This window comes from Burkholderia metallica, assembly GCF_902832845.1.
Lineage (GTDB): Bacteria > Pseudomonadota > Gammaproteobacteria > Burkholderiales > Burkholderiaceae > Burkholderia > Burkholderia metallica.
The window spans coordinates 168,291-193,489 of the sequence record NZ_CADFDB010000004.1; the positions used below are offsets into that span (position 1 = coordinate 168,291).

Consider the following 25,199-nt stretch of genomic DNA (forward strand, 5'->3'; position numbering starts at 1 on the left):
CGAGCGGTGCGGGAACGATCGCACGTACCATCGTCACACTGCGATTACGGAGTGCGTCCGATGAGTTGGCAAAGCAAGTTCGCCTGCTGGCTGCTGCGCTGGCAGTTCCGTCCCGAGACCACGCGCGAGGTGCTCGATCCGGCCCGCGCGCGGCGCTTTACCGACCTGCGGATGATCGTGCCGCGCCGTGCGCCGGCGGGCTACCGGCTGCGCGAGTGCTACGGCCCGGGCGACGCGCCGCTGCGCGGCGAATGGCTCGAACGCACCGATGCGGGCGCGGGTCGCGGGCCCGGCCGCACGCTGCTGTACTTCCACGGCGGCGGCTATTACTTCTGTTCGACGAAGACCCACCGTCCGCTCGTGTTCGGCCTGACGAAGCGCGCGGGCGTGCGCGCGTTCTCGCTCGACTATCGGCTGGCGCCCGAAAACCGCTTTCCGGCCGCGCTCGACGACGCGCTGGCCGCGTACCGGCAACTGCTGGCGCTCGGCACGCCGCCCGAGTCGATCGTGCTCGGCGGCGATTCGGCGGGCGGCGGCCTCGCGCTCGCGACGCTCGTCGCTCTGCGCGACCGCGGCGAGCCGCTGCCGGCCGGCGCGATCCTGTTCTCGCCGTGGACCGACCTGGCCGCCACCGGCGCCACGCTGCGCACGAACGACGGCGCCGATCCGATGTTCGCGGGCGCGGCATTGCCGAAGGCCGCGAAGCTGTACCTGGGCGACGAACCGGGGACGAATCCGTACGCATCGCCGCTTTACGCGGATTTCGCGGGCCTGCCGCCGCTGTATATCCAGGTCGGCAGCACCGAGGTGCTGCTCGACGATTCGCGCCGCGTCGCGGAGAAGGCGAAGGCGGCCGGCGTGGCGGTGGAGATCGAGGTGTGGCCGGACATGCCGCACGTGTGGCAGCTGTACGCGCCGATGGTGCCGGAAGCACGCGACGCGCTCGACCGCGCGGCCACGTTCCTGCGCCGGGTTGCGGTCGAGCGCGCGGTTCAGCGCGCCGGCGAGGCGTCGATCGCCTGATAGGCGGCCTTGACGGCCACCGAGCCGTACTTGCGCTCCAGCCGGCGCACGGTGAAGTGGCCGTGCGCCATCTGCTGGAAGTGATCGATGAACAGCGTATTGACCGTCGCGCCGAGCACCGCGCCGATCGCCGGAATCGACTTCGCGGCCATCTGTTCGGTCACTTGCACCGAGAAGCGCGATGCGACCGTCTGCACGAGCTTGAACACGGCCGCCGAGCTGTGCGCGGCGATCCCCTTCGTCGTGATGTCGGACGATGCCTTCGAAATCGCCTGCGCGAGCGCGCCGCGCAGCACGAAATAGCCCAGGTCGGCGTCCTCTTCCTGCTTGTCCGGGTTGCCGCCCATGCCGAGCACGGCCAGGCATTGCAGCTGCGTATCGACCGAGCCCAGGTCTTCGCCCTCGCTGCGCGCGATGTCGCACACCGAGCGGAAGATCAGCGTCGTCGTCACCGGCAGCTCGACCGGCAGCGCGAGAAAGCCGAATGCGCCGCCCGCCGCGCCGGTCGTCGCGACCGCGAGCTTGTGCAGCAGGTTGCTCGGCTTCTCGGGCTCGGCATCCGGCGTCTGCGGCTTGCCGAGCGTGCGCAGCGCGATGTTCAGGCACTTGCGCAGCGCGAGCTGCGTCGCATCGTTGATCTTGCCGGTCGCGAAGTCGGGCAGCCGCGCGATCATTTTTTCGACCGGCGCGCCGAGCACGCCCGTCAGCTTCATCGTCAGCGACGGGCTTTCCAGCACCTGCTTCGCGCGCCGCAGCGCGTCCCGGTCCTCCTGCGAAAGCGTCGTCGCAGGGGTGATTGAAATCGGTTCCATCATTCTCCTTGGCTCGAACAGGCTTTAGACCGTCGCCAGCCTAGATTACTCCGGCATGCTAGAATTTTAAGATTGTTTGACTCGTCAAAAGTTGCGCCAACAAAAAATGGCTGTCCATACTGCCGCCCACCATTCGAGCGGGCAAGTCCTGCCGTTCCGCGAATCGCTGATGGCGATGATCGGGATTTCGTTCGTCACCATGCTCGTCGCGCTCGACCAGACCGTCGTCGGCACCGCGCTGCCGACCATCGTCGCCGAGCTTCGCGGGTTCGACCTGTACGCGTGGGTCGCGACCTCGTACCTGCTCAGTTCCGTGATCACGGTGCCGATCTTCGGCCGGCTCGGCGACTATTACGGCCGCAAGCCGTTCGTCATCGCGTCGATCGTCGTGTTCACCGGCGCGTCCGTGCTGTGCGGGATGGCCAACGACATGCTGATGCTCGTGCTCGCGCGCGGGCTGCAGGGGATTGGCGGCGGGATGCTGGTCGGCACCGCGTTCGCATGCATTCCCGACCTGTTCCCCGATTCCGTCGTGCGGCTGCGCTGGCAGGTGCTGATGAGTTCCGCGTTCGGCATCGCGAACGCGGTCGGCCCGTCGCTGGGCGGCGTGCTGACCCAGTCGTTCGGCTGGCGCTCGGTGTTCTACGTGAACCTGCCGGTCGGGCTGCTGTCGCTGCTGTTCGTGTGGCGCTACCTGCCGCACCTGCGCCACGTCGAGCACGATCGCAAGATGCGGCTCGACTGGCCGGGCGCGCTGCTGATCGCGCTGTCGCTCGGCGCGCTGCAGCTGTTCGTCGAATGGCTGCCGAAGTACGGTGTCGCGAGCTGGGCGTCGTTGCTGCTCGTCGTCGCGGTCGCGGCCGGTTTCGGCCTGTGGCATTGGGAGAAGCGTTGCGCGCAGCCGATTCTGCCGTTCGACATGTTCGGCAACCGTGCGCTGTCCGCGCTCTTCGTGCTCGCGATCCTCGCCGGCTTCTCGATGTTCTCGCTGCTGTTCTACGCGCCGCTGCTGTTCCAGGGCGGGTTCGGGATGTCGCCGAAGGAGGCGGGGCTCGTGATCACGCCGCTCGTCGTGTTCATCACGATCGGCAGCATCATGAACGGCCGCGTCGTCACGCGCATCCGCAATCCGAACGCGATGCTGCACGTCGGCTTCGTGCTGTTCGCGATCGCATGCGCGGGCATCGTCGTGTCGACCCACACGACGCCGACCTGGGTGCTGATGGCGCTGATGGTCGCGGGCGGCATCGGGCTCGGCTTCGTGCTGCCGAACCTCACCGTATTCGCGCAGCAGACGGCCGGCCGCGAGCACCTCGGCATCGCAACGGCGCTGTTGCAGTCGCTGCGGATGGTCGGCGGGATGATCGGTACCGCGCTCACGGGCACGCTGGTCAACCAGATGTATTCGGGCGGCGTGCGCAACGCGCTGTCGGCCGACCATGCGATGCAGTGGCATGCGCAGCTCGCCGATCCGCAGATCCTGATCGATCGTGCCGCGCAGGGCGGCCTTGTCGCGGCGCTCACGCGCGCCGGGCATAATGGCGCGCTGCTGATGGAAGCGGCCCGCGAGTCGCTCGTCAGCGCGATTCACCTGGGCGTCGCGATGGCGGCCGTGGTCGCCGTGGTGTCGGTGTGGCAATGCCGCCGCGTGCCGCCGATCGCGCTGCGGCACAAGATCGAACCGCATGTCGCGGCCGACTGAACGATTGAACGGGTAGAACTGAGCGCATGGAAGAACAGGACCGCGTCGCGATCTTGCAGCAATTCGGACGCACGTATCGTGCGTTCATGATCGCGTTCGAGGCGCACGTCGGGCAACCGATGCCGCGCTGGCGCATCATGGTCGCATTGCACACGATGGGCGGGCATTCGTCGCAGAAGAAGCTCGTCGAAGTGCTGCGCGTCGATCCGGGCGCGCTCACGCGCCAGTTGAAGTCGCTCGACGCGCTCGGCTGGATCGAGCGTGAATCCGACGCCCGCGACAATCGCGTGACCAACGTGACGCTGACGGACGAAGGCCGCGCCGCGTTCGACGCATGCCTGCCGCGCCGCAAGGCGTTTCTGGATCGGACGATGGCGCAATTGCCGGACGACGTGCTGAATGCGCTGTCGGGCGCGCTGGCGATGCTGGAGTCGCGGATCGCCGACGTCGGTTCGACGCCGGCCGCGCACTGACGCGCGGAGCAGGGCGCGGCGTCGCGATGCGCCGCGCCGGCCCTTCATTTCGTTTCGACGCGATTCAACCCGGCTTCAAAGCTCGATGCGCGTGCCCAGCAGCGCGAGGAACTGCGCGAGCCAGGCCGGATGCGCGGGCCACGCGGGGGCGGTGACGAACGGCGCGTCGGTCACGGCCGCATCGACCGGAATATCCGCATATTCGCCGCCCGCGAGCTTCACTTCGGGCGCGCAGGCCGGATAGGCCGAGATGCGCTTGCCGCGGATCACGTCGGCGGCCGCGAGCAGTTGCGCCGCGTGGCAGATCGCGGCGATCGGCTTGCCGGCCGCGGCGAACTCGCGCACGAGCGAGATCACCTTCGGGTCGAGTCGCAGGTATTCCGGGGCACGGCCGCCGGCGATCGCGAGCGCGTCGTAGCGCGATGCGTCGACGTCGTCGAAAGCCGCATTCAGCGTGAACTGGTGACCGGGCTTCTCGGTATAGGTCTGGTCGCCCTCGAAATCGTGGATCGCGGTCTTGATCTTGTCGCCCGCGCGCTTGCCCGGGCAGACTGCATCGACGTGGTGGCCGACGGCCTGCAGCGCCTGGAACGGCACCATCGTTTCGTAGTCTTCGGCGAAATCGCCGGTCAGGAACAGGATCTTCTTCGCGGCCATGGCTTTCTCCAGTGGAGCTGCGTTGAGGGCCCGCTGCGGCAGGCGAGTGCAACGCCCGCCTGGGGCCCCGAGGACGAAAGCGCAGTGTACTCCGGCCGCTTGAAGCGCGCGTGACGGCCGCCCCGCGCGAGCGGCGGGGCGGGGCGCGCGAGTTGCGTCAGAAGAAGGTTTCGACGACTTCCGTCACGCGGAACTGCGGATCGAGCACGAGCACCTGGCGCCACTTGTCGAACGTCAGGCACGGGTGCGAGATGTCGAACGCGACCATGTCGCCGACCTTCACGTCCGCGCCCGGCGGGATCTGCAGGTACGCGTGCTGGTCCATCATCCCGGTGACGGCCCAGCCTTCGGCGGCGACGACGTCGCGCGGCGCGGTGTCGCGGCCCGGGCGGAAATGGCGCGCCGGCTCCGGCAGCCCCGCGTCGAACGCCGCGTCGCGCTTGCCGAGCGCGACGATCGCGCGGTCGGCTTCCGGCACCGACTGCACGTACGCCCACAGCTGCAGCGCGGGCAGCAGCCCTTCGCCCATCGTGCGCGCGATCGGGTTGCGCGCGAACACGTCGGTCTGCGCCTTCTTGTAGATGCCGACGTCGTGCGTCAGGTAGCAGCCCGGACGCAGCACGACTTCCGCGAAGCCCGCGTCGGACGCCTTCGCGAATTCTTCCGCGACCACGTCGTACCACGCCGAACCGGCGCCGGACAGGATCGCCGGCGTGCGCGCGAAGCGGCCGGCTTCGGCCAGTTCGCGCGTGAGCGCGACCGCTTCCTGCAGGAACGTGCGGATCTCGCCTTCCTCCTTCAGCACGCCTTCGTAGAGTTCGATGCCGGCCAGCTTCAGTGTGTCCGGATAGCGCGCGATCGCGGCCAGCACGGCCTCGCGCTGCGCGGCATCGCGCACGCCCGCGCGGCCGCCCGGCACGCCGAGCTCGATCAGCACGTTCAGCGATTTCTTCGCGTCGCCGAAGAAGCGGCCGAGCTGGTCGACGCTCTCCGCGGAATCGACGAGACAGAAGAATTCGAAATCGGGATCGGACAGCAGCCCGGCGATGATCGTCATGTTCTGGCGACCCACCAGCTGGTTCGCGAGCAGCACGCGCCGCACGCCGCCGTGATACGCGGCCTGCGTCTGGTGCGCGGTCGCGAGGGTGATGCCCCACGCGCCGGCGTCGAGCTGACGGCGGAACAGTTGCGGCGCCATCGTCGTCTTGCCGTGCGGCGCGAACTTGACGCCGTATTTCCGGACGAATGCCTGCATCCAGTTCAGGTTGTGTTCGACGCGGTCCTCGTACAGCACGGCGGCCGGCAAGCTGACGTCTTCCGCGAGCAGGTTCCATTCGAGCCGGCCGGCGTCGCCGAGCGGCACGCTCGCGCTCGGCAGATTGCCCAGACCCTTGCCGAACGGATCGATCGTCGCTTCCTGATAGTTTGTAACTTTCATGTCATCCCGCTCCATCATCACTATGCATTGCACTGAAGTTGACACGCAGATGGTACCGAAAGTAGCATCGGCGCGGTGATGTTATTTAATAACATCAATCCAGCTTCATCCCTTATCCGCAGATGAATACGCCCGCTTCCCCGTCCGCTCCGCTCGCGGCCGAACCCCATCCGGTTCCGGCTGCCCCGCCGGTCCTCGACATCGTCGCGCGGATCGCCGAATGCGCGCCCGAGCTGCGCGAAGCCGAGCGCAAGGTCGCCGCGTTCATTCTCGCCGACCTGGCGCGCGCCGCCCACGCGAGCATCGGCGCGCTTGCGCGCGACGCGGAAGTCAGCGTCGCGACGGTCACGCGCTTCGCGAAGGCCGTCGGCTGCCGCGACGTGCGCGAGCTGAAGGTGCTCGTCGCGCAGGCGGCGGCCGTCGGCCAGCGCTTTCTGGTGCCGTCCGACGACGCGCTGGACGACGACGCGGGCCCCGCGTCGGTGGTCTACGACGAGATCCGCGTGGCGCTCGCGCATAACCATCAGCTGCTGCGCAATACGTCGTTCGACGAAGCGGCCGACCTGCTCGCCGGCGCGAAGATGACCTACGTGTACGGGCAGGGCGGCGGCTCGACCGCGCTCGCCGACGAGCTGCGCTTCCGGCTCGTGCGCTTCGGCCGGCCGGTCGCGAGCTACCAGGACAGCTTGCTGCAGCGGATGGTGGCGGCCACGCTGTCGCGCGACACCGTCGTCGTCGCGCTGTCGGTGAGCGGACGCGTGCCCGAGCTGCTCGAAAGCTGCCGGCTCGCGAAGCGCTACGGCGCGAAGCTGATCGCGATCACCGCGCCGGCGTCGCCGCTCGCGAAGCTCGCCGACCACCTGATCCCGGTCGTCGCGTTCGAAACCGATTTCATCTACAAACCCTCGACATCGCGCTACGCGATGATGATGGCGATCGACGTGCTCGTCACCGGAGTCGCGTTGCGGCTCGGCGATGCGGGCCGGGAATCGCTGCGTCGTATCAAGCACGCGCTCGATGCGCACCGCGGCGGCGGAGACCGTCAACCGGTAGGAGACTGACCATGCATTCGCATCCCGAAGCCGCCGATACGCTGATCGTCGGCGCGCAGCTGTATGACGGCACCGGTGCGCCGCCCGTCACGCGCGACGTCGCGATTCGCAACGGCCTGATCGCGGCGATCGGCAACCTGTCGAACTGGCTGGCCGAGACCGTCGTCGACGCGAACGGGCGCGCGCTCGCGCCGGGTTTCGTCGACGTGCACACGCACGACGACACGCACGTGATCCGCGCGCCTGAGATGATCCCGAAGATCTCGCAGGGCGTGACGACCGTGATCGTCGGCAACTGCGGGATCAGCGCGTCGCCGGTGACGCTCGCGGGCGATCCGCCCGACCCGATGAACCTGCTCGGCGAGCGGAGCGCATTCCGATACCCGAGCTTCGCCGACTACGTTGCGGCCGTGAACGACGCGCGCCCGGCCGTGAACGTCGCGGCGCTCGTCGGCCATACGGCGCTACGCAACAACCAGATGGATCGCCTCGACCGCGCGGCGACCGGCGGCGAAATCGCCGGCATGCGCGCGCAGCTCGAGGAGGCGCTCGCGAACGGCGCGCTCGGTCTGTCGTCGGGCCTCGCGTACGGTTCCGCGTTCGCCGCGCCGACCGAGGAAGTGATGGCGCTCGCCGAGCCGCTCGCGAATGCGGGCGCGCTGTACACGACACACATGCGCACCGAGTTCGACGCGATCCTCGATGCGATGGAGGAGGCGTACCAGGTCGGCCGGCATGCGCGCGTGCCGGTCGTGATCTCGCATCTGAAGTGCGCGGGCCCGTCTAACTGGGGGCGCAGCACCGAAGTGCTCGCATCGCTCGACGGCGCGCGCCGCTACCAGCCGGTCGGCTGCGACTGCTATCCGTACAGCCGCAGCTCGTCGACGCTCGACCTGAAGCAGGTGACGGGCGACATCGACATCACGATCACGTGGTCGGAGCCGCACCCGGAAGTGGCGGGCAAGCTGCTGAAGGCAATCGCGGCCGACTGGGGCGTGACCGAGCAGGAAGCCGCGCAGCGCATCCGCCCGGCGGGCGCCGTGTACCACAACATGTCCGAGGACGACGTGCGCCGGATCCTGTCGCACCCGGCGACGATGGTCGGCTCCGACGGCCTGCCGAACGATCCGCTGCCGCATCCGCGGCTGTGGGGCGCGTTCCCGCGCGTGCTCGGCCACTACGTGCGCGACACGAACCTGCTGCCGCTCGAGGAGGCGATCCGCAAGATGACGTCGCTGTCCGCGCGCCGCTACGGGATCGCGCGGCGCGGCGAGGTGCATGTCGGCTACCACGCGGATCTCGTGCTGTTCGATCCGGCGCGCGTGATCGACGCCGCGACGTTCGAGAAGCCGCAGCAGCCCGCGCACGGGATCGATGCCGTGTGGGTGAACGGCGTGCTGACTTACGAGAACGGCCAGCCGACCGGCGAGCGCGCCGGCGGTTTCGTCGCGCGCGGCGAGCGCGTGGCAGTGAGTGCCGAGGCTGCGTTCTGAGTCCGGACGCGGCTGTTGTTCCGATCTTCCCGTGCGCGCCGCTGCAGGCGCGCGAATCCGCAACCGTGCGTTGCATGGGACTCGGGTCAGCGCTGAAGCGCGTGCCCGGGTCGACAAAACAAGGAGTGAAACGATGAAGCGATATGGCGTAGGCGAAGCGAAGGGCACGGGCGGCCAGGTGATGCCGTTTGCACGCGCGGTCGAGGCCGACGGCTGGCTGTACGTGTCGGGCCAGACGCCGATGGTGAACGGCGAGGTCGTCGAAGGCGGGATCGTCACGCAGTCGAAGCAGACGATCGAGAACGTGATCGCGATCCTGAAGGAAGCCGGCTACGGCCTCGAGCACGTCGTGCGCTGCGGCGTGTGGCTCGACGATGCGCGCGATTTCGCGTCGTTCAACAAGGTGTTCGTGTCGTACTTCGGCGAGCACCCGCCGGCACGCGCGTGCGTGCAGTCGAGCATGGTCATCGATTGCAAGGTCGAGGTCGATTGTATTGCGTACAAGGCGCCGGCGAAGTAACGCGGCCGCGCTTCCCCGCGTACAGTAAAGCGGCCCGGTCGGTTGAACCCGACCGGGCTGTTTCGTTTGGGCCTTACCCGCCCGCCGCCCTCACTGCCGCGCCGTCCGCGCGTTGTCCGGCATCGGCTGGTTGTAGTTCGTGCGGAACGGGTTGATGTCGAGCCCGCCGCGGCGCGTATAGCGCGCATACACCGCGAGCTTCACCGGTTTGCACGCATGCAGGATGTCGAGGAAGATCCGCTCGACGCATTGCTCGTGAAAGCCAGTGTGATTGCGGAACGAGATGATGTAGCGCAGCAGGCCCGCGTGATCGATCTGCGGCCCGACGTAGTGGATCTGCACGCTGCCCCAGTCGGGCTGGCCGGTGACCGGACAGTTCGAGCGCAGCAGGTCCGACACGAGCGTCTCTTCGACCGGCGCTTCGTCCTCGGCGGCCGACAGCAGCGACGGATCGGGTTCGTACACGTCGGTGTCGAGGTCGAGCCGGTCGAGCGACAGCCCGTCGAGTTCGTCCATCTCGAGCTTGCCGAAATCGTGCGGCGATACCAGCTGCACGGAAACGGTCGCGCCGCACGCGGCCGACACGTCGCGCTTGAGCGTGTCGCGCACCGCGTCGATCGAGTCGAACTTCGACTGCGCGAACGAGCCGAGATACAGCTTGAACGACTTCGATTCGACGATGTTCGGCGATTCGGCCGGCACGTAGAAGGTCGCAACCGCAATCTGCGGCTTGCCGCGCGCGTTGAGCCACGACAGCTCGTACGCGTTCCAGATGTCGGTGCCGAAGAACGGCAGCGCCGACGTGATGCCGAGCTGTTCGCGCGCGCCGGCGCGCGGGATCGGGAACAGCAGCGACGCATCGTACTGGGCGGCGTAGACGGTGGCCTTGCCGAGCGGGGAATGTTCGGGATTCATGCGTGTCGCCCTTACGACAGGAAGAGGCGGTAAGCCGGGTTGGCGCTCTCCTCGACATACGGATAGCCGAGTGCCGCGAGGAAACGTTCGAATTCGGCGCGATCGGCCTGCGGCACCTGCAGCCCGACCAGGATCGAGCTGTAGTCCGCGCCCTGGTTACGGTAGTGGAACAGGCTGATGTTCCAGTCCGGCGCCATCGACGACAGGAACTTCATCAGCGCGCCCGGCCGTTCCGGGAATTCGAAGCGGAACAGGCGCTCGTCGAGCGCGAGCGGCGAACGGCCGCCCACCATGTAGCGGATGTGTTCCTTCGACAGCTCGTCGTGCGTCAGGTCGACGCTGTTGAAGCCGTGCGACTCGAAGTTCGCGGCGATCTCCGCCGATTCGCCGCGGCGGCGGATCTGCACGCCGACGAAGATATGCGCGGATTGCGCATCGGCGATCCGGTAGTTGAACTCGGTGACGTTGCGGTCGCCGACGAGCGAGCAGAAGCGCTTGAAGCTGCCGCGCTCCTCGGGGATCGTGACCGCGAACACGGCTTCCCGCGCTTCACCCACTTCCGCGCGCTCTGCGACGAAGCGCATCCGGTCGAAGTTCATGTTCGCGCCGGACGTGACCGCGACGAGCGTCTGGTTTTCGATGCCTTCGCGCTCCGCATACAGCTTCGCGCCCGCGACCGCGAGCGCGCCCGACGGTTCGAGCACGCTGCGCGTGTCCTGGAACACGTCCTTGATCGCCGCGCACAGCGCGTCGGTATTGACCGTCACGACGCCATCGAGGAATTCGCGGCACAGCCGGAAGGTTTCCTCGCCGACGAGCTTCACCGCGGTGCCATCCGCGAACAGGCCGACTTCGCTCAGCTCGATGCGCTCGCCCGCGTCCAGCGACTGCGCCATCGCGCACGAATCCTCGGCCTGCACGCCGATCACGTTGATCTCCGGGCGCACGGCCTTCACGTACGCGGCGACGCCGGACGCGAGACCGCCGCCGCCGATCGGCACGAAGATCGCGTGAATCGGGCCCTGGTGCTGGCGCAGGATCTCCATCGCGATCGTGCCCTGGCCGGCGATCACGTACGGATCGTCGAACGGGTGCACGAACGTCAGATCGCGCTCGGCCTGCACCTTGAGTGCATGCGCATAAGCATCGCTGTACGATTCGCCCGCCTGGATCACCTCGACGCTCGGGCCGCCGTGCGCGCGCACCGCGTCAACCTTCACCTGCGGCGTCGTGACCGGCACGACGATCACGGCCTTGATGCCCATCCGGGCCGCCGAGAACGCGACGCCCTGCGCGTGGTTGCCGGCCGACGCCGTAATCACGCCGCGTGCGAGCGCTTCGGGCGGAATGTGCGCCATCTTGTTGTACGCGCCGCGCAGCTTGAACGAGAACACCGGCTGGTTGTCCTCGCGCTTCAGGTAAACGGCATTGCGCAGCCGGGCCGACAGGTTGCGGGCGGGTTCGAGTTCCGTCTCGATCGCGACGTCGTAGACGCGTGCGGTGAGGATTTTCTTCAGGTAATCGTGGGATGCCATGGGCGCTCGCGTGCAGTGCGGATGCAGACCGTAAAGGGTCAATGATAGCGCCAAGGGTCCGCCCGCATGCAAGCGGCATGCCGAGCGCACGCTCGCGCGGCCGGGCGTCGGCGAGCTCGCGCGGCGCTTTTTGCCGGTTTAACCGCGCGGTTACCGACCGGCCGGACGGCGAATGGTCGCGCGAAATCGCGCCGAGCCAGCCCTGGCGCGGCTCGCGGCGATAGCCCCACGACCTGTCCGACGTGTCACGCATGGCCCGATCATGGGTTAGAATTCCGTTTTGAATCAAGGATCGGAAGATGCAGAGGCACCCTCGGATCGCCCCGTTGAAGCCGACGCCGCGCGCAGCCACCCCCGCGGCGGAGCGGCATGCGCGCCGCGCGCGATCGTGCTGATGGTTCCGAGTGCCGCCAGGCCCTGTCGCTGGCCACGAGGGGCGAGTCAACGCCCGCTCCGGCCCCATGAAGGACAGTCGCGCGCCTGGTAACAGAACAGATTTCCCCAAGATTGCGCCCACGCGCTTGCCGACGCCCGTGCACGGGGTATCGGCCCTCCGAGTCGTCCGAACATGAACGCACCACAAGTTTTCGATCCGAATGGCGCGGCCGCTGCCGTCGCCGCCGACCCCGCGCCCCGGTTGCGCGAGATTCCCTACAACTACACGTCTTTCTCGGATCGCGAGATCGTGATCCGCCTGCTCGGCGAAGAGGCGTGGTCGGTGCTCGACGAACTGCGCGCCGAACGCCGGACGGGTCGCTCGGCGCGGATGCTGTATGAAGTGCTCGGCGACATCTGGGTCGTGCGCCGCAATCCGTACCTGCAGGACGACCTGCTCGACAACCCGAAGCGCCGCGCGCTGCTGATCGAGGCGCTGAACCACCGCCTGACCGAGATCGGCAAGCGCCGCAGCGCGGATCTCACCGAGCACCGCGACGACGCTGGCCGCGAACGCGCGTCGCGCGTCGAGATGCTCGAAACCGCCGCGCAGCGTGCGGTCAACGAGTTCGCGGACGAATTCGAGAAGATGGCCGACCTGCGCCGCCGCGCCACCAAGGCGCTCGGCCGCTGCACGCAGAAGGACAACATCCGTTTCGACGGGCTGTCGCGCGTGTCGCACGTGACCGATGCGACCGACTGGCGCGTCGAATACCCGTTCGTCGTGCTGACCCCCGATAGCGAAGCCGAGATCGCCGGCCTCATCAAGGCCTGCTTCGAACTCGGCCTGACCGTGATTCCGCGTGGCGGCGGCACCGGCTACACGGGTGGCGCGGTGCCGCTCACGCCATTCTCCGCGGTGATCAACACCGAGAAGCTCGAGCAACTCGGCGCGGTCGAGCTGACCGAACTGCCGGGCGTCGCGCACAAGGTGCCGACGATCTTCTCCGGCGCGGGCGTCGTCACGCGCCGCGTGACGGAAGCGGCGGAAGCGGCCGGCTACGTGTTCGCGGTCGATCCGACCTCGCTCGACGCGTCGTGCATCGGCGGCAACGTCGCGATGAACGCGGGCGGCAAGAAAGCCGTGCTGTGGGGCACCGCGCTCGACAACCTGGCCTGGTGGCGGATGGTCGACCCGGACGGCAACTGGCTCGAAGTCACGCGCCACGAGCACAACCAGGGCAAGATCCACGACATCGCGGTCGCGCGTTTCGAGCTGAAGTGGTTCGACGGTGCGTATGCGCCGGGCGAGAAGCTGCTGAAGAGCGAGATGCTCGAGATCGAGGGGCGCCGGTTCCGCAAGGAAGGGCTCGGCAAGGACGTGACCGACAAATTCCTCGCCGGCCTGCCGGGCGTGCAGAAGGAAGGCTGCGACGGGCTCATCACGTCCGCGCGCTGGGTGCTGCACAAGATGCCCGCGCACACGCGCACCGTCTGCCTCGAATTCTTCGGCCAGGCGCGCGAGGCGATCCCGAGCATCGTCGAAATCAAGGACTACCTGTTCGAAACGTCGAAGCAGGGCGGCGCGATCCTCGCGGGCCTCGAGCACCTCGACGAGCGCTACCTGCGCGCGGTCGGCTACGCGACCAAGAGCAAGCGCAACGCATTTCCCAAGATGGTGCTGATCGGCGACATCGTCGGCGACGATGCCGACGCGGTCGCGCACGCCACTTCCGAAGTGATCCGGATGGCGAACGGCAAGAGCGGCGAAGGCTTCGTCGCGGTCAGCGCGGAGGCGCGCAAGCGCTTCTGGCTCGACCGCAGCCGCACGGCCGCGATCGCGAAGCACACGAACGCGTTCAAGATCAACGAAGACGTCGTGATCCCGCTGAACCGGATGGGCGAGTACACCGACGGCATCGAGCGCATCAACATCGAGCTGTCGCTGAAGAACAAGCTGCAACTGGTGGACGCGCTCGAAACGTTCTTCCGCGGCGGCAACCTGCCGCTCGGCAAGACCGACGACGCGAACGAGATCCCGAGCGCGGAACTGCTGGAAGACCGTGTCCAGCAGGCGCTGGAACTGCTCAAGCGCGTGCGTGCGCGCTGGGAATTCGTGCGCGACCGGCTCGACCAGCCGCTGCGCGAGGCGCAGCACTACCTCGTGCAGCTCGGCTACGAGGCGCTCGCCGAGAAATTCGCGGATCGCGCGGACGAGCAGCCGGGCGCGACCGTGTTCCATATCACGCAGGACCGCACGGTCCGCATCTCGTGGAAGCAGGAGATCCGCGCGGAGCTGCGCGCGATCTTCAACGGCGGCGCGTTCAAGCAGATCCTCGACGAAGCGCAGGCGATCCACAAGCGCGTGCTGCGCGGCCGCGTGTTCGTCGCGCTGCACATGCATGCGGGCGACGGCAACGTCCACACCAACCTGCCGGTCAACTCCGACAACTACGAGATGCTGCAGGACGCCCACGCGGCGGTCGCACGCATCATGACGCTCGCGCGTTCGCTCGACGGCGTGATTTCCGGCGAGCACGGCATCGGCATCACGAAGCTCGAGTTCCTGACCGACGACGAGATCGCCGAATTCCGCGCGTACAAGCAGCGCGTCGATCCGAACGGCCGTTTCAACAAGGGCAAGCTGCTCGAAGGCGCCGACCTGCGCAACGCGTACACGCCGAGCTTCGGGCTGATGGGCTACGAGTCGCTGATCATGAAGCAGTCCGACATCGGCGCGATCGCCGATTCGGTGAAGGACTGCCTGCGCTGCGGCAAGTGCAAGCCGGTGTGCGCGACCCACGTGCCGCGCGCGAACCTGCTGTACAGCCCGCGCAACAAGATCCTCGCGACCTCGCTGCTGGTCGAGGCGTTCCTGTACGAAGAGCAGACGCGCCGCGGCGTGTCGATCAAGCACTGGGACGAGTTCAACGACGTGGCCGACCACTGCACGGTGTGCCACAAGTGCGCGACGCCGTGCCCGGTGAAGATCGACTTCGGCGACGTCACGATGAACATGCGCAACCTGCTGCGCAAGATGGGCAAGAAGAAATTCAATGCCGGCAATGCGGCGGGCATGTTCTTCCTGAATGCCACCAACCCGCAGACGATCAACATCGCGCGCAGCGTGATGATGGGCGCCGGCTACAAGGTCCAGCGCTTCGCGAACGACATGCTGAAGAAGGTCGTGACGAAGCAGACGCAGCACCCGCCCGCCACCACCGGCAAGCCGCCCGTGGTCGAGCAGGTGATCCACTTCGTCAACAAGAAGATGCCGGGCAACCTGCCGAAAAAGACGGCGCGCGCGCTGCTCGACATCGAGGACAACAAGATCGTGCCGATCATCCGCAACCCGAAATCGACGACCGTCGATTCGGAAGCGGTGTTCTACTTCCCGGGCTGCGGCTCCGAGCGCCTGTTCTCGCAGGTCGGCCTCGCGACGCAGGCGATGCTGTGGGAAGCCGGCGTGCAGACCGTGCTGCCGCCGGGCTACCTGTGTTGCGGCTATCCGCAGCGCGGCTCGGGCCAGTACGACAAGGCCGAGAAGATCGTCACCGACAACCGCGTGCTGTTCCACCGGGTCGCGAACACGCTGAACTACCTCGACATCAAGACGGTGGTCGTGTCGTGCGGCACCTGCTACGACCAGCTTGCCGGCTACGAATTCGACAAGATCTTCCCGGGCTGCCGGATCATCGACATCCACGAGTTCCTGCTCGAGAAGGGGATGAAGCTCGACGGCGTGTCGGGCACGCGCTACATGTATCACGACCCGTGCCACACGCCGATCAAGACAATGGACCCGGTGAAGCTCGTCAACGAGCTGATGGGCACGGAAAAGGACGGCTACCGGATCGAGAAGAACGACCGCTGCTGCGGCGAATCGGGCACGCTCGCGGTCACGCGCCCGGACGTGTCGACGCAGGTCCGCTTCCGCAAGGAAGAGGAAATCCGCAAGGGTGCCGCGAAGCTGCGCAGCATCCCGGTCGTGGCCGGCCGCGCGCCGGCGCCGGCGGCCGCGACCGCGAACGGCCCGGACGTGAAGATCCTGACGAGCTGCCCGTCGTGCCTGCAGGGCCTGTCGCGCTACAGCGAGGATGCGAACCTCGAAGCCGACTACATCGTGGTCGAAATCGCGCGCCAGGTGCTCGGCGAGAACTGGATGGCCGATTATGTCGCACGTGCGAACAATGGCGGGATCGAGCGCGTACTGGTCTAATGCGGACATGACGACCGCCCGACCGGGCCGGGACGAGCGGGCGCCGGCGCGGCAATGCCGGCGCCCGTCCACATGGGAGCGACGATGGAATGCGTGTTTTGCCGTGAAGACGGCGGCGATGTGCTCTGGCGGGACGATGCGCTGCGTGTCGTCCTCGCGACGGGCGAGCACGAGTACCCGGGTTTCTGCCGGGTGATCTGGGGCGCGCACGTGGCCGAATTCTCCGATCTCGGCGAGCCCGAGCGGGCGCATCTGATGCGCGTGGTCTACGCGGTCGAGCGGGCCGTGCGCCGCGTGATGCAGCCGAACAAGGTGAATCTCGCGAGCCTCGGCAACATGGTGCCGCACGTGCACTGGCACGTGATTCCGCGCTTCTCGAACGACGCCCATTTCCCGCAGCCGGTGTGGGCGCCGCGCCAGCGCGGCGTGTCCGAGGCGCTCTTGCGCACGCGCGCCGCGCAGGCCTCGCTGCTGCACAATGCGGTTCGCGAGGAAATTCAACGCATGAACGATTCGAGGCAGCCATGAGCGGTTTGACTTCCACGACGCCGATTCCGTCCGGCGTCGTCGTGCACGCGGTATCGCGCGTGCTCGAATTGCAGTACCCGAACGGCGACAGCTACCGGATTCCGTTCGAGCTGATGCGCGTCTATTCGCCGTCGGCCGAGGTGCGCGGCCACGGGCCCGGCCAGGAGACGCTGCAGACGGGCAAGCGCGACGTGACGATCACCGCGCTCGAGGGCGTCGGCAACTACGCGCTGCAGCCGACGTTTTCCGATGGCCATTCGACCGGCATCTACTCATGGGACCTGCTGTACGAGATGGCCACGCAGCAGGACGCGCTGTGGCGCGACTATTTCGACAAACTGAAGGCGGCGGGCGTCGAGCGCGACGCGCCGATGCCGGCGGCGAACGCGTCGCACGGCCACTGCCACTGAAATCGACGGCGCCCGCTCGGCGCCGTCTTGCCATTTACTGAGGATCAACGCGATGAGCAAAACCCACTTCGGCTTCGAAAGCGTCGAGGAAAACGAAAAAGCGAAGAAAGTGGCGGGTGTGTTCCATTCGGTCGCGAGCAACTACGATCTGATGAACGACCTGATGTCGGCGGGCATGCACCGCGCGTGGAAGGCGTTCACGATCGCGCAGGCGAACGTGCGCCCCGGCTTCAAGGTGCTCGATCTCGCGGCCGGCACCGGCGACCTGACGAAGTCGTTCGCGAAGGCGGCCGGGCCGACGGGCGAGGTCTGGCACACGGACATCAACGAATCGATGCTGCGCGTCGGCCGCGACCGGCTGCTCGACAAGGGCATCGTGACGCCGTCGCTGCTGTGCGACGCGGAGAAAATTCCCTTTCCGGACAACTACTTCGACGTGGTCACCGTCGCATTCGGGTTGCGCAACATGACGCACAAGGACGCCGCGCTGGCCGAGATGCGCCGCGTGACGAAGCCCGGCGGCCGCGTGATGGTGCTGGAATTCTCGAAAGTCTGGGATCCGCTGAAAAAAGCGTACGACCTGTATTCTTTCAAAGTATTACCGTGGCTTGGCAGCAAGTTCGCGAAAGATGCCGAAAGTTACCGGTATCTTGCGGAATCTATCCGGATGCATCCCGATCAGGACACGCTGAAGACGATGATGGAACAAGCGGGTCTCGATGCGGTGAAATATTACAATTTGTCAGGTGGCGTGGTAGCTTTACACATGGGAGCCAAGTATTAAGGGGCTCCTCCCCTACATTTGTCTTACATCCGGAGAAGCTGATGTCCGAATCGCGTTCGTTGTTCAACCGTAGCAAGCCGTCGAAGCCGTGGGCTCGACGGGTCGGCACGCTGCTGATGGTCGGCCTGCTCACGGCCGGCACGTTCGCATCGCTCGACGCCGAAGCCAAGCGCATGGGCGGCGGGCGCAGCATCGGCCGCCAGAATTCCAGCGTCACGCAGCGCCAGGCCACGCCGCCCGCGCAGCAGCCGATGCAGCAGGCTGCACCGTCGCAAGCGCAGCGTGCGAATCCGGCCGCGCCCGCACCGGCCGCGCAGCCCAACCGCTCGCGCTGGCTCGGGCCGATCGCCGGCCTGGCCGCCGGTCTCGGCATCGCGGCGCTGCTGTCGCATTTCGGCCTGGGCGGTGCATTCGCGAGCATGATGGCGAACGTCATCGTGATCGCGCTGCTCGCGATGGTCGGCATCTGGCTGATCCGCAAGTTCATGAACCGCCGTCGTCCGCAGGAGCCGGCATATTCGGTTGGCGGCTCCGCGTCGTCGTCGGGCGGCTACTCGCAAAGCCCGTCGTTCCAGCAGGGCAACACCGGCAGCAACTATGCGGGTAGCGGCAGCAGCTACGCGAACGAAGCGCAACGCGTATTCGACGGCGGCGCAACGGGCGCGGCAGCGACTGCGGCGGCAGCGCCGCTCCAGGTGCCGGCCGGTTTCGACACCGAAGCGTTCCTGCGCAGCTCGAAGGTCTATTTCGTGCGGCTGCAGGCCGCGTGGGACCAGGGCAACCTGGCCGACATCCGCGAGTTCACGACGCCTGAAATGTTCGCCGAGATCAAGATCGACCTCGATTCGCGCGGCAACGAGGCGAACCAGACCGACGTCGTGCAGCTCGACGCGGAGCTGGTCGCGATCGAGGATCGCGGCATCGAGCAGTCGGCGAGCGTGCGCTTCCACGGCCTGATCCGCGAATCGGCGAGCGCGTCGGCCGCGCCGTTCGACGAGGTGTGGAACCTGTCGAAGTCGGGCGGTCAGGGCTGGCTGCTCGCGGGCATCCAGCAGATCAACACGCACTGAGCGTGACCGGCGGCCCGCGCCGCCGGGCACCCGGGCGACGGCCGCCGCACTGCGACCGCTTGCCGCCCGGGTGTGCGGTGAGGCACGGTCTGCCGACGATCCGACGTTACAATAGAAACCCGCGTGGGCGCCCGGCCTGCGCGGGTTTTTTCTTTCCCAGCCCGATGACCTTTGCCGCCAAGCCTTTTGCTGCTGCCGTCAATCACTTGCTCGCCCGCGAATCGTGGGCGCGCGACCGCCTGATTCCGTATGCGGGCAAGACCGCCCGGATCGACGTGCCTCCCGTTTCGCTCACGCTGCTCGTGCAGCCCGACGGCTATCTGTCGGCCGTCGAAGCGCACGACGCGCAACAGGTCGACGTGTCGATCGCGCTGGCTGGCGACACGGTCGCCGCGTTCCTGCAGGGCGGCCAGGCGGCCGTGATGAAGCACGTGAAGATCGAGGGCGACGCGGAGTTCGCGACGCAGATCGCGAAGCTGGCCGAGCACCTGCGCTGGGAGCCGGAGGAAGATCTCGCGAAGCTGGTCGGCGACGCGGCCGCATACCGGATCGCGACGGTCGTGCGCGACGCCGGCGCGCGCGCGCGCCGCACCGGCCGCAACGTGCTCGATGCCGTCGCCGAATACTGGCTCGACGAGAATCCGCAAGTCGTCCGGCGCGCGTCGCTCGGCGGCTTCGACGCCGAACTGGCGCGCGCACGCGATGCGCTCGCGCGGGTCGAAAAGCGGGTCGAGCGACTCGAACAAAAAATCGGCGCGCGCACGGGCTCCGGCCCGCGCGGCGCGCACTGAGGGCCGCAGGGCATGCGCATTTTCCGTTTCATCAAGATTGTCTACACCGTCATCCGCTTTGGTCTCGACGAAGTGATGCTGTCCCGGATCGACGACCGGCGCGTGAAGCTGTTGCTGCGGATCACGACGATCGGCCGCCGCTATTCCGATCCGCCCGCCGTCCGGCTGCGCCACGCGCTCGAAAGCCTCGGCCCGATCTTCGTGAAGTTCGGCCAGGTGCTGTCGACGCGCCGCGACCTGCTGTCGGTCGATTTCGCGAACGAGCTCGCGAAGCTGCAGGACCAGGTGCCGCCGTTCGATTCGGCGGTCGCGATCGGGATCATCGAGAAGTCGCTCGGTGCGCCGGTCGACGAGCTGTTCGACGAATTCGAGCGCGAGCCGGTCGCGAGCGCGTCGATCGCCCAGGTGCATTTCGCGAAGCTGAAGCAGGGCCAGCACGCGGGCAAGGCCGTCGCCGTCAAGGTGCTGCGCCCGAACATGCTGTCCGTGATCGATTCCGACCTCGCGCTGATGCGCGACATCGCGATCTGGACCGAGCGCATGTGGGCCGACGGCCGGCGCCTGAAGCCGCGCGAGGTCGTCGCCGAATTCGACAAGTACCTGCACGACGAGCTCGACCTGATGCGCGAGGCCGCGAACGGCAGCCAGCTGCGCCGTAATTTCGCGGGCCTCGACCTGCTGCTCGTGCCCGAGATGTTCTGGGATTTCTCGACGTCTCAGGTGCTGGTGATGGAGCGCATGACCGGCGTGCCGATCAGCCAGGTCGAGACGCTGCGTTCGGCCGGCGTCGACATCAAGAAGCTCGCACGCGAAGGGGTCGAGATCTTCTTCACGCAGGTGTTCCGCGACGGGTTCTTCCACGCGGACATGCACCCGGGCAACATCCAGGTGAGCCTCGACCCGAACACGTTCGGTCGCTACGTCGCGCTCGATTTCGGGATCGTCGGCGCGCTGTCCGATTTCGACAAGAACTACCTCGCGCAGAACTTCCTCGCTTTCTTCAAGCGCGATTACCACCGCGTCGCGACGCTCCATCTCGAATCGGGCTGGGTGCCGCCCGAAACGCGCGTCGAGGAGCTCGAAAGCGCGATCCGCGCGGTATGCGAGCCTTACTTCGACCGTGCGCTGAAAGACATCTCGCTCGGCCAGGTACTGATGCGCCTGTTTTCGACGTCGCGCCGCTTCAACGTCGAGATCCAGCCGCAGCTCGTGCTGCTGCAGAAGACGATGCTGAACGTCGAGGGGCTCGGCCGCTCGCTCGACCCCGAACTCGACCTGTGGAAGACCGCGAAGCCGTACCTCGAGCGCTGGATGACCGAACAGATCGGCCTGCGCGGCTGGTACGAGCGCTTCAAGGTCGAGGCGCCGCAGTGGAGCAAGACGCTGCCGCAACTGCCGCGCCTGATCCATCACGCGATGGCCGCGCGGCATGACGCGCCGCGCGCCGCGAGCGAGGAGCTGATGCGCCAGATTCTCGTCGAGCAGAAGCGGACGAACCGGCTGATGCAGGCGCTGCTGATCTTCGGCCTCGCGGTCGGCGTCGGGGCGCTCGTCGCGCGCGTGCTGCTCGCGCTCGCGTACGGCGCATGACCGAAAGGAGCAGCGCGATGTCCGATCCGAAGCAACCCGCCACGACGGCCGCCGCCGATTTCGCGACACGCGATCCCGGCAACGCGTCGTTCTGGGACGAGCGTTTCGAGCGCGGCGTGACGCCGTGGGAATTCGGCGGCGTGCCCGACGGTTTTCGCGGGTTCGCGCATCGGCTCGAGCCGTGCGCGGTGCTGATTCCAGGCTGCGGCAGCGCCCGGGAGGCCGGGTGGCTGGCCGAAGCCGGCTGGCCCGTGCGCGCGATCGATTTCGCCGCGCAGGCGGTGGCTGCCGCGAAGGCGCAGCTCGGCGTGCATGCGGGCGTCGTCGAGCAGGCCGATTTCTTTACGTACCGGCCGCCGTTCGACGTGCAGTGGGTGTACGAGCGCGCGTTTCTGTGCGCGCTGCCGCCTGCGATGCGCGCCGGCTACGCGGCCCGCATGGCCGAGCTGCTGCCCACGGACGGATTGCTCGCCGGCTATTTCTTCCTGACGTCGAAACCGAAGGGGCCGCCGTTCGGAATCGAGCGCGCCGAACTCGACGCGCTGCTCGCGCCGCACTTCGAACTGATCGAGGATATGCCCGTGACCGATTCGCTGCCCGTTTTCGACGGACACGAGCGCTGGCTCACGTGGCGCCGCCGCTGATGCGCGGGCGTCTCGGCCATTGCCTGAGCGCGGCGGGGTTTCGGCTATAATTCAAGGTTTTGCAAGCCGTTTCCAGTTTTCGTGGGAAAAATATCATGCCGATCTACGCCTATCGATGCGAAGCGTGTGGCTTCGCGAAGGATGTGCTCCAGAAGATGAGCGACGCGCCGCTGTCGCAGTGCCCGGAATGCGGGAAGGATGCATTTCGCAAGCAGGTCACGGCCGCGGGCTTCCAGCTGAAGGGCTCGGGGTGGTATGTCACCGATTTCCGCGGCGGCTCGGGCGGCACCAGCGCGCCGGCGACGGGCGACGCAGCGCCGGCCGCACCGGCGGAAGCCGCGCCTGCCGCGGCCGCGCCGGCTGCAGAGAGCAGTTCCGCAAGCACGACGACGAGCGCCGCGCCGGCCCCGGCTGCCGCGCCCGCGTCGAGCAGTTGACCGTCGCGGCCCGGCCGGGCTGCGACCAACCCGCGCCGCCGGCGCGGTTCATGGACGGCAGATGATGAAAAAGACGACCCTGAAATCGGTGTTTCTGACCGGCCTGCTGGTTCTCGTCCCGCTCGCGATCACGCTGTGGGTGCTCGGCCTCATCATCGGCACGATGGATCAGACGCTGCTGCTGCTGCCCGAATCGTGGCAGCCCGAGCGGATGCTCGGTTTCCATCTGCCCGGGATCGGCGCGGTGCTGACGCTCGCGTTCATCTTCGTCGTCGGGCTGGCCACGCAGAACTTCATCGGCCAGAAGCTCGTCACGTGGTGGAACGCCGTGGTGCGTCACATCCCGGTGGTCGGGCCGATCTACACGAGCGTCAAGCAGGTGTCGGACACGCTGCTGTCGAGCAGCGGCAACGCATTCCGCAAGGCGCTGCTGATCGAATACCCGCGCCGTGGCTCGTATACGATCGCGTTTCTGACCGGCACGCCGGGCGGCGACGTGCTCAATCATCTGACGGAAGAATACGTGAGCGTCTATATCCCGACGACGCCGAACCCGACGTCGGGCTTCTTCCTGATGCTGCCCAAGAGCGAAGTCATCGAACTCGACATGTCGGTCGATGCCGCGCTCAAGTACATCGTCTCGATGGGCGTGGTGGCGCCCCCGGCGCCGGTTCCGGCGCCCGCACGCCACCCCGTCGAGCCGCCGCTGTAAGTAAAGAATCATCGCCCGGGCCGCGCGTTGCGGCGCCCGTTGATCAAACCGAACGAAAGCAAACATCATGTCGATGCGTACTGAATACTGCGGTCTCGTGACCGAACACCTGCTGGGCCAAACCGTGTCGCTGTGCGGCTGGGTGCAGCGCCGCCGCGATCACGGCGGTGTGATCTTCATCGACCTGCGCGATCGTGAAGGCCTCGTGCAAGTGGTGTGCGACCCGGATCGCGCGGAAATGTTCGCGACCGCCGAAGGCGTGCGCAACGAGTTCTGCGTGCAGATCAAGGGCCTCGTGCGCAACCGTCCGGAAGGCACGGTCAACGCCGGCCTGAAGAGCGGCAAGATCGAAGTGCTGTGCCACGAACTGAACGTGCTGAACGCGTCGGTCACGCCGCCGTTCCAGCTCGACGACGACAACCTGTCGGAAACGACGCGCCTCACGCACCGCGTGCTCGACCTGCGCCGCCCGCAGATGCAGCACAACCTGCGCCTGCGCTACCGCGTCGCGATCGAAGCGCGCAAATACCTCGACGAGCAGGGCTTCATCGACATCGAAACGCCGATGCTGACGAAGAGCACGCCGGAAGGCGCGCGCGACTACCTCGTGCCGTCGCGCGTGAACGCGGGCCAGTTCTTCGCGCTGCCGCAGTCGCCGCAGCTGTTCAAGCAGTTGCTGATGGTCGCGAACTTCGACCGTTACTACCAGATCACCAAGTGCTTCCGCGACGAAGATCTCCGTGCGGACCGTCAGCCGGAATTCACGCAGATCGACTGCGAGACGTCGTTCCTCGGCGAGCAGGAAATCCGTGACCTGTTCGAAGACATGATCCGTCACATCTTCAAGACGACGATCGACGTCGAGCTCGACGCGAAATTCCCGGTGATGCCGTACTCGGAAGCGATGGCGCGTTTCGGTTCGGACAAGCCGGACCTGCGCGTGCAGCTCGAATTCACCGAGCTGACCGACGCGATGAAGGACGTCGACTTCAAGGTGTTCAGCACGCCGGCCAACGCGAAGGACGGCCGTGTCGCGGCGCTGCGCGTGCCGAAGGGCGGCGAGCTGTCGCGCGGCGACATCGACGGCTATACCGAATTCGTGCGCATCTACGGTGCGAAGGGCCTCGCATGGATCAAGGTCAACGAGAAGGCGAAGGGCCGTGACGGCCTGCAAAGCCCGATCGTCAAGAACCTGCACGACGCATCGATCGCGGCGATCCTCGAGCGCACCGGCGCCGAAGACGGCGACATCATCTTCTTCGCGGCCGATCGCGCGAAGGTCGTCAACGACAGCCTCGGCGCGCTGCGCCTGAAGATCGGTCATTCGGAATTCGGCAAGGCGAACGGTCTCGTCCAGGCCGGCTGGAAGCCGCTGTGGGTCGTCGACTTCCCGATGTTCGAATACGACGACGAAGATGCGCGCTACGTCGCGGCGCACCACCCGTTCACGAGCCCGAAGGACGAGCACCTCGAGTACCTCGAGACCGATCCGGGCCGCTGTCTCGCGAAGGCGTACGACATGGTGCTGAACGGCTGGGAAATCGGCGGCGGCTCGGTGCGTATCCACCGCGAGGACGTACAGAGCAAGGTGTTCCGCGCGCTGAAGATCGGTGCGGAAGAAGCGCAGCTGAAGTTCGGCTTCCTGCTGGACGCGCTGCAGTACGGCGCGCCGCCGCACGGCGGTATCGCATTCGGTCTCGACCGCATCGTCACGATGATGGCCGGCGCCGATTCGATCCGCGACGTGATCGCGTTCCCGAAGACCCAGCGCGCGCAGGACCTGCTCACGCAGGCGCCGAGCCCGGTCGACGAGCGCCAACTGCGCGAACTGCACATCCGTCTGCGTCAGCCGGAACAGCCGAAGGCGTAACGCGTTTCGTACCCGGTCGTGTGTGCGTTCATGCGCACACGACACACTTGAAAAAGGCGCAGCGATGCGCCTTTTTCGTTTTTTGCGGTACAGTCGCAGCACTTGCCGCCCGTTCGGAGCATTTGCCCGGCGCGCGGCCCCGTGCTGCA

Annotated in this window: 22 protein-coding genes; 17 read left to right on the forward strand and 5 right to left on the reverse strand. The window is 67.1% G+C overall.

Annotated features, from left to right (window positions below; translation table 11 throughout):
- The first annotated feature begins 60 nt into the window (after positions 1-60).
- A complete protein-coding gene (locus tag HWX08_RS13615; protein ID WP_174921031.1) occupies positions 61-1,023 on the forward strand; it encodes an alpha/beta hydrolase in 963 nt (320 codons plus the stop codon).
- Here HWX08_RS13615 and HWX08_RS13620 read toward each other — a convergent pair.
- The gene (locus HWX08_RS13620; RefSeq protein ID WP_069257578.1) at positions 993-1,835 is read right to left on the reverse strand and encodes an EcsC family protein; all 843 of its coding nucleotides are present in this window, start codon (positions 1,833-1,835) and stop codon (positions 993-995) included. The two genes, HWX08_RS13615 and HWX08_RS13620, sit on opposite strands and share 31 nt — an antisense overlap.
- A gap of 106 nt (positions 1,836-1,941) precedes the next feature.
- Here HWX08_RS13620 and HWX08_RS13625 point away from each other — a divergent pair, with 106 nt between their 5' ends.
- Positions 1,942-3,537: an MDR family MFS transporter gene (locus HWX08_RS13625; RefSeq protein WP_174921032.1), complete on the forward strand. Its 1,596-nt coding sequence runs from the start codon at positions 1,942-1,944 to the stop codon at positions 3,535-3,537.
- A gap of 26 nt (positions 3,538-3,563) precedes the next feature.
- A complete protein-coding gene (locus tag HWX08_RS13630) occupies positions 3,564-4,010 on the forward strand; it encodes a MarR family winged helix-turn-helix transcriptional regulator (protein WP_107311702.1) in 447 nt (148 codons plus the stop codon).
- Positions 4,011-4,085: 75 nt separating this feature from the next.
- Here HWX08_RS13630 and HWX08_RS13635 read toward each other — a convergent pair whose 3' ends face one another.
- Both HWX08_RS13635 and HWX08_RS13640 read right to left on the reverse strand, forming a co-directional pair.
- Complete coding sequence (locus tag HWX08_RS13635) at positions 4,086-4,667, reverse strand: DJ-1/PfpI family protein (RefSeq protein ID WP_034179017.1); 582 nt, start codon at positions 4,665-4,667, stop codon at positions 4,086-4,088.
- 157 nt (positions 4,668-4,824) lie between these two features.
- The gene (locus tag HWX08_RS13640) at positions 4,825-6,105 is read right to left on the reverse strand and encodes an amino acid deaminase (protein ID WP_174921033.1); all 1,281 of its coding nucleotides are present in this window, start codon (positions 6,103-6,105) and stop codon (positions 4,825-4,827) included.
- A 122-nt stretch (positions 6,106-6,227) separates the two neighbouring features.
- On the opposite strand from HWX08_RS13640, the gene HWX08_RS13645 reads away from it, so the two are divergent.
- The 3 genes from HWX08_RS13645 to HWX08_RS13655 all read left to right on the forward strand — a co-directional run bounded on the left by HWX08_RS13645 (position 6,228) and on the right by HWX08_RS13655 (position 9,170).
- On the forward strand, positions 6,228-7,166 hold the full coding sequence (locus HWX08_RS13645) for a MurR/RpiR family transcriptional regulator (RefSeq protein ID WP_174921034.1): 939 nt from the start codon (positions 6,228-6,230) through the stop codon (positions 7,164-7,166).
- Between the two features lie 2 nt (positions 7,167-7,168).
- On the forward strand, positions 7,169-8,650 hold the full coding sequence (locus HWX08_RS13650; protein ID WP_174921035.1) for an N-acyl-D-amino-acid deacylase family protein: 1,482 nt from the start codon (positions 7,169-7,171) through the stop codon (positions 8,648-8,650).
- Positions 8,651-8,783: 133 nt separating this feature from the next.
- Entirely contained in the window at positions 8,784-9,170 is a 387-nt protein-coding gene (locus HWX08_RS13655) for a RidA family protein (RefSeq protein WP_006751946.1), read from the forward strand.
- Positions 9,171-9,260: 90 nt separating this feature from the next.
- On the opposite strand, the gene queF is transcribed toward HWX08_RS13655, so the two are convergent.
- Together queF and ilvA are read right to left on the reverse strand one after the other, a co-directional pair.
- Entirely contained in the window at positions 9,261-10,085 is an 825-nt protein-coding gene (gene queF / locus HWX08_RS13660; RefSeq protein ID WP_174921036.1) for an NADPH-dependent 7-cyano-7-deazaguanine reductase QueF, read from the reverse strand.
- 11 nt (positions 10,086-10,096) lie between these two features.
- A complete protein-coding gene (gene ilvA / locus HWX08_RS13665; protein WP_174921037.1) occupies positions 10,097-11,620 on the reverse strand; it encodes a threonine ammonia-lyase, biosynthetic in 1,524 nt (507 codons plus the stop codon).
- Positions 11,621-12,188: 568 nt separating this feature from the next.
- Between ilvA and HWX08_RS13670 the strand changes: the two genes are divergently transcribed.
- From HWX08_RS13670 to aspS, 11 genes are all read left to right on the forward strand, one after another.
- Positions 12,189-16,214 carry a DUF3683 domain-containing protein gene (locus HWX08_RS13670; protein WP_174921038.1) on the forward strand — a complete coding sequence of 1,342 codons (4,026 nt, stop codon included), beginning with the start codon at positions 12,189-12,191 and terminating at the stop codon, positions 16,212-16,214.
- Positions 16,215-16,298: 84 nt separating this feature from the next.
- Entirely contained in the window at positions 16,299-16,742 is a 444-nt protein-coding gene (locus HWX08_RS13675; RefSeq protein ID WP_069257568.1) for an HIT family protein, read from the forward strand.
- Positions 16,739-17,152 carry a gamma-butyrobetaine hydroxylase family protein gene (locus tag HWX08_RS13680; protein WP_069257567.1) on the forward strand — a complete coding sequence of 138 codons (414 nt, stop codon included), beginning with the start codon at positions 16,739-16,741 and terminating at the stop codon, positions 17,150-17,152. The genes HWX08_RS13675 and HWX08_RS13680 overlap by 4 nt, the downstream gene beginning before the upstream one ends.
- A 52-nt stretch (positions 17,153-17,204) precedes the next feature.
- Positions 17,205-17,936, forward strand: coding sequence for a bifunctional demethylmenaquinone methyltransferase/2-methoxy-6-polyprenyl-1,4-benzoquinol methylase UbiE (gene ubiE, locus HWX08_RS13685; RefSeq protein ID WP_069257566.1), 732 nt, complete (start codon positions 17,205-17,207; stop codon positions 17,934-17,936).
- Between the two features lie 41 nt (positions 17,937-17,977).
- Positions 17,978-19,006, forward strand: a complete 1,029-nt coding sequence (locus tag HWX08_RS13690; RefSeq protein ID WP_069257565.1) for a Tim44 domain-containing protein — start codon at positions 17,978-17,980, stop codon at positions 19,004-19,006.
- Positions 19,007-19,170: 164 nt separating this feature from the next.
- On the forward strand, positions 19,171-19,797 hold the full coding sequence (locus tag HWX08_RS13695; RefSeq protein ID WP_174921039.1) for a ubiquinone biosynthesis accessory factor UbiJ: 627 nt from the start codon (positions 19,171-19,173) through the stop codon (positions 19,795-19,797).
- Between the two features lie 12 nt (positions 19,798-19,809).
- The gene (gene ubiB / locus HWX08_RS13700; RefSeq protein WP_069257563.1) at positions 19,810-21,387 is read left to right on the forward strand and encodes a ubiquinone biosynthesis regulatory protein kinase UbiB; all 1,578 of its coding nucleotides are present in this window, start codon (positions 19,810-19,812) and stop codon (positions 21,385-21,387) included.
- 17 nt (positions 21,388-21,404) lie between these two features.
- Positions 21,405-22,031, forward strand: coding sequence for a class I SAM-dependent methyltransferase (locus HWX08_RS13705; RefSeq protein WP_174921040.1), 627 nt, complete (start codon positions 21,405-21,407; stop codon positions 22,029-22,031).
- Positions 22,032-22,126: 95 nt separating this feature from the next.
- On the forward strand, positions 22,127-22,468 hold the full coding sequence (locus HWX08_RS13710; protein WP_174921041.1) for an FmdB family zinc ribbon protein: 342 nt from the start codon (positions 22,127-22,129) through the stop codon (positions 22,466-22,468).
- Positions 22,469-22,529: 61 nt separating this feature from the next.
- Positions 22,530-23,180, forward strand: a complete 651-nt coding sequence (locus tag HWX08_RS13715) for a DUF502 domain-containing protein (RefSeq protein WP_069257561.1) — start codon at positions 22,530-22,532, stop codon at positions 23,178-23,180.
- A 67-nt stretch (positions 23,181-23,247) separates the two neighbouring features.
- On the forward strand, positions 23,248-25,050 hold the full coding sequence (gene aspS / locus HWX08_RS13720; protein ID WP_069257560.1) for an aspartate--tRNA ligase: 1,803 nt from the start codon (positions 23,248-23,250) through the stop codon (positions 25,048-25,050).
- The last annotated feature ends 149 nt before the right edge of the window (positions 25,051-25,199 follow it).

Excerpts from the sequence above, each read along its gene's own strand:
- ubiB (WP_069257563.1), top strand. The coding sequence starts at position 19,810 with ATGCGCATTTTCCGTTTCATCAAGATTGTCTACACCGTCATCCGCTTT.
- HWX08_RS13640 (WP_174921033.1), bottom strand. The coding sequence starts at position 6,105 with ATGAAAGTTACAAACTATCAGGAAGCGACGATCGATCCGTTCGGCAAG.
- queF (WP_174921036.1), bottom strand. The coding sequence starts at position 10,085 with ATGAATCCCGAACATTCCCCGCTCGGCAAGGCCACCGTCTACGCCGCC.
- HWX08_RS13670 (WP_174921038.1), top strand. The coding sequence starts at position 12,189 with ATGAACGCACCACAAGTTTTCGATCCGAATGGCGCGGCCGCTGCCGTC.
- HWX08_RS13630 (WP_107311702.1), top strand. The coding sequence starts at position 3,564 with ATGGAAGAACAGGACCGCGTCGCGATCTTGCAGCAATTCGGACGCACG.
- HWX08_RS13620 (WP_069257578.1), bottom strand. The coding sequence starts at position 1,835 with ATGGAACCGATTTCAATCACCCCTGCGACGACGCTTTCGCAGGAGGAC.
- HWX08_RS13615 (WP_174921031.1), top strand. The coding sequence starts at position 61 with ATGAGTTGGCAAAGCAAGTTCGCCTGCTGGCTGCTGCGCTGGCAGTTC.
- HWX08_RS13710 (WP_174921041.1), top strand. The coding sequence starts at position 22,127 with ATGCCGATCTACGCCTATCGATGCGAAGCGTGTGGCTTCGCGAAGGAT.
- aspS (WP_069257560.1), top strand. The coding sequence starts at position 23,248 with ATGTCGATGCGTACTGAATACTGCGGTCTCGTGACCGAACACCTGCTG.
- HWX08_RS13705 (WP_174921040.1), top strand. The coding sequence starts at position 21,405 with ATGTCCGATCCGAAGCAACCCGCCACGACGGCCGCCGCCGATTTCGCG.
- HWX08_RS13645 (WP_174921034.1), top strand. The coding sequence starts at position 6,228 with ATGAATACGCCCGCTTCCCCGTCCGCTCCGCTCGCGGCCGAACCCCAT.
- HWX08_RS13650 (WP_174921035.1), top strand. The coding sequence starts at position 7,169 with ATGCATTCGCATCCCGAAGCCGCCGATACGCTGATCGTCGGCGCGCAG.
- HWX08_RS13675 (WP_069257568.1), top strand. The coding sequence starts at position 16,299 with ATGGAATGCGTGTTTTGCCGTGAAGACGGCGGCGATGTGCTCTGGCGG.
- ubiE (WP_069257566.1), top strand. The coding sequence starts at position 17,205 with ATGAGCAAAACCCACTTCGGCTTCGAAAGCGTCGAGGAAAACGAAAAA.
- HWX08_RS13715 (WP_069257561.1), top strand. The coding sequence starts at position 22,530 with ATGATGAAAAAGACGACCCTGAAATCGGTGTTTCTGACCGGCCTGCTG.
- HWX08_RS13695 (WP_174921039.1), top strand. The coding sequence starts at position 19,171 with ATGACCTTTGCCGCCAAGCCTTTTGCTGCTGCCGTCAATCACTTGCTC.
- HWX08_RS13635 (WP_034179017.1), bottom strand. The coding sequence starts at position 4,667 with ATGGCCGCGAAGAAGATCCTGTTCCTGACCGGCGATTTCGCCGAAGAC.
- HWX08_RS13680 (WP_069257567.1), top strand. The coding sequence starts at position 16,739 with ATGAGCGGTTTGACTTCCACGACGCCGATTCCGTCCGGCGTCGTCGTG.
- ilvA (WP_174921037.1), bottom strand. The coding sequence starts at position 11,620 with ATGGCATCCCACGATTACCTGAAGAAAATCCTCACCGCACGCGTCTAC.
- HWX08_RS13655 (WP_006751946.1), top strand. The coding sequence starts at position 8,784 with ATGAAGCGATATGGCGTAGGCGAAGCGAAGGGCACGGGCGGCCAGGTG.
- HWX08_RS13690 (WP_069257565.1), top strand. The coding sequence starts at position 17,978 with ATGTCCGAATCGCGTTCGTTGTTCAACCGTAGCAAGCCGTCGAAGCCG.
- HWX08_RS13625 (WP_174921032.1), top strand. The coding sequence starts at position 1,942 with ATGGCTGTCCATACTGCCGCCCACCATTCGAGCGGGCAAGTCCTGCCG.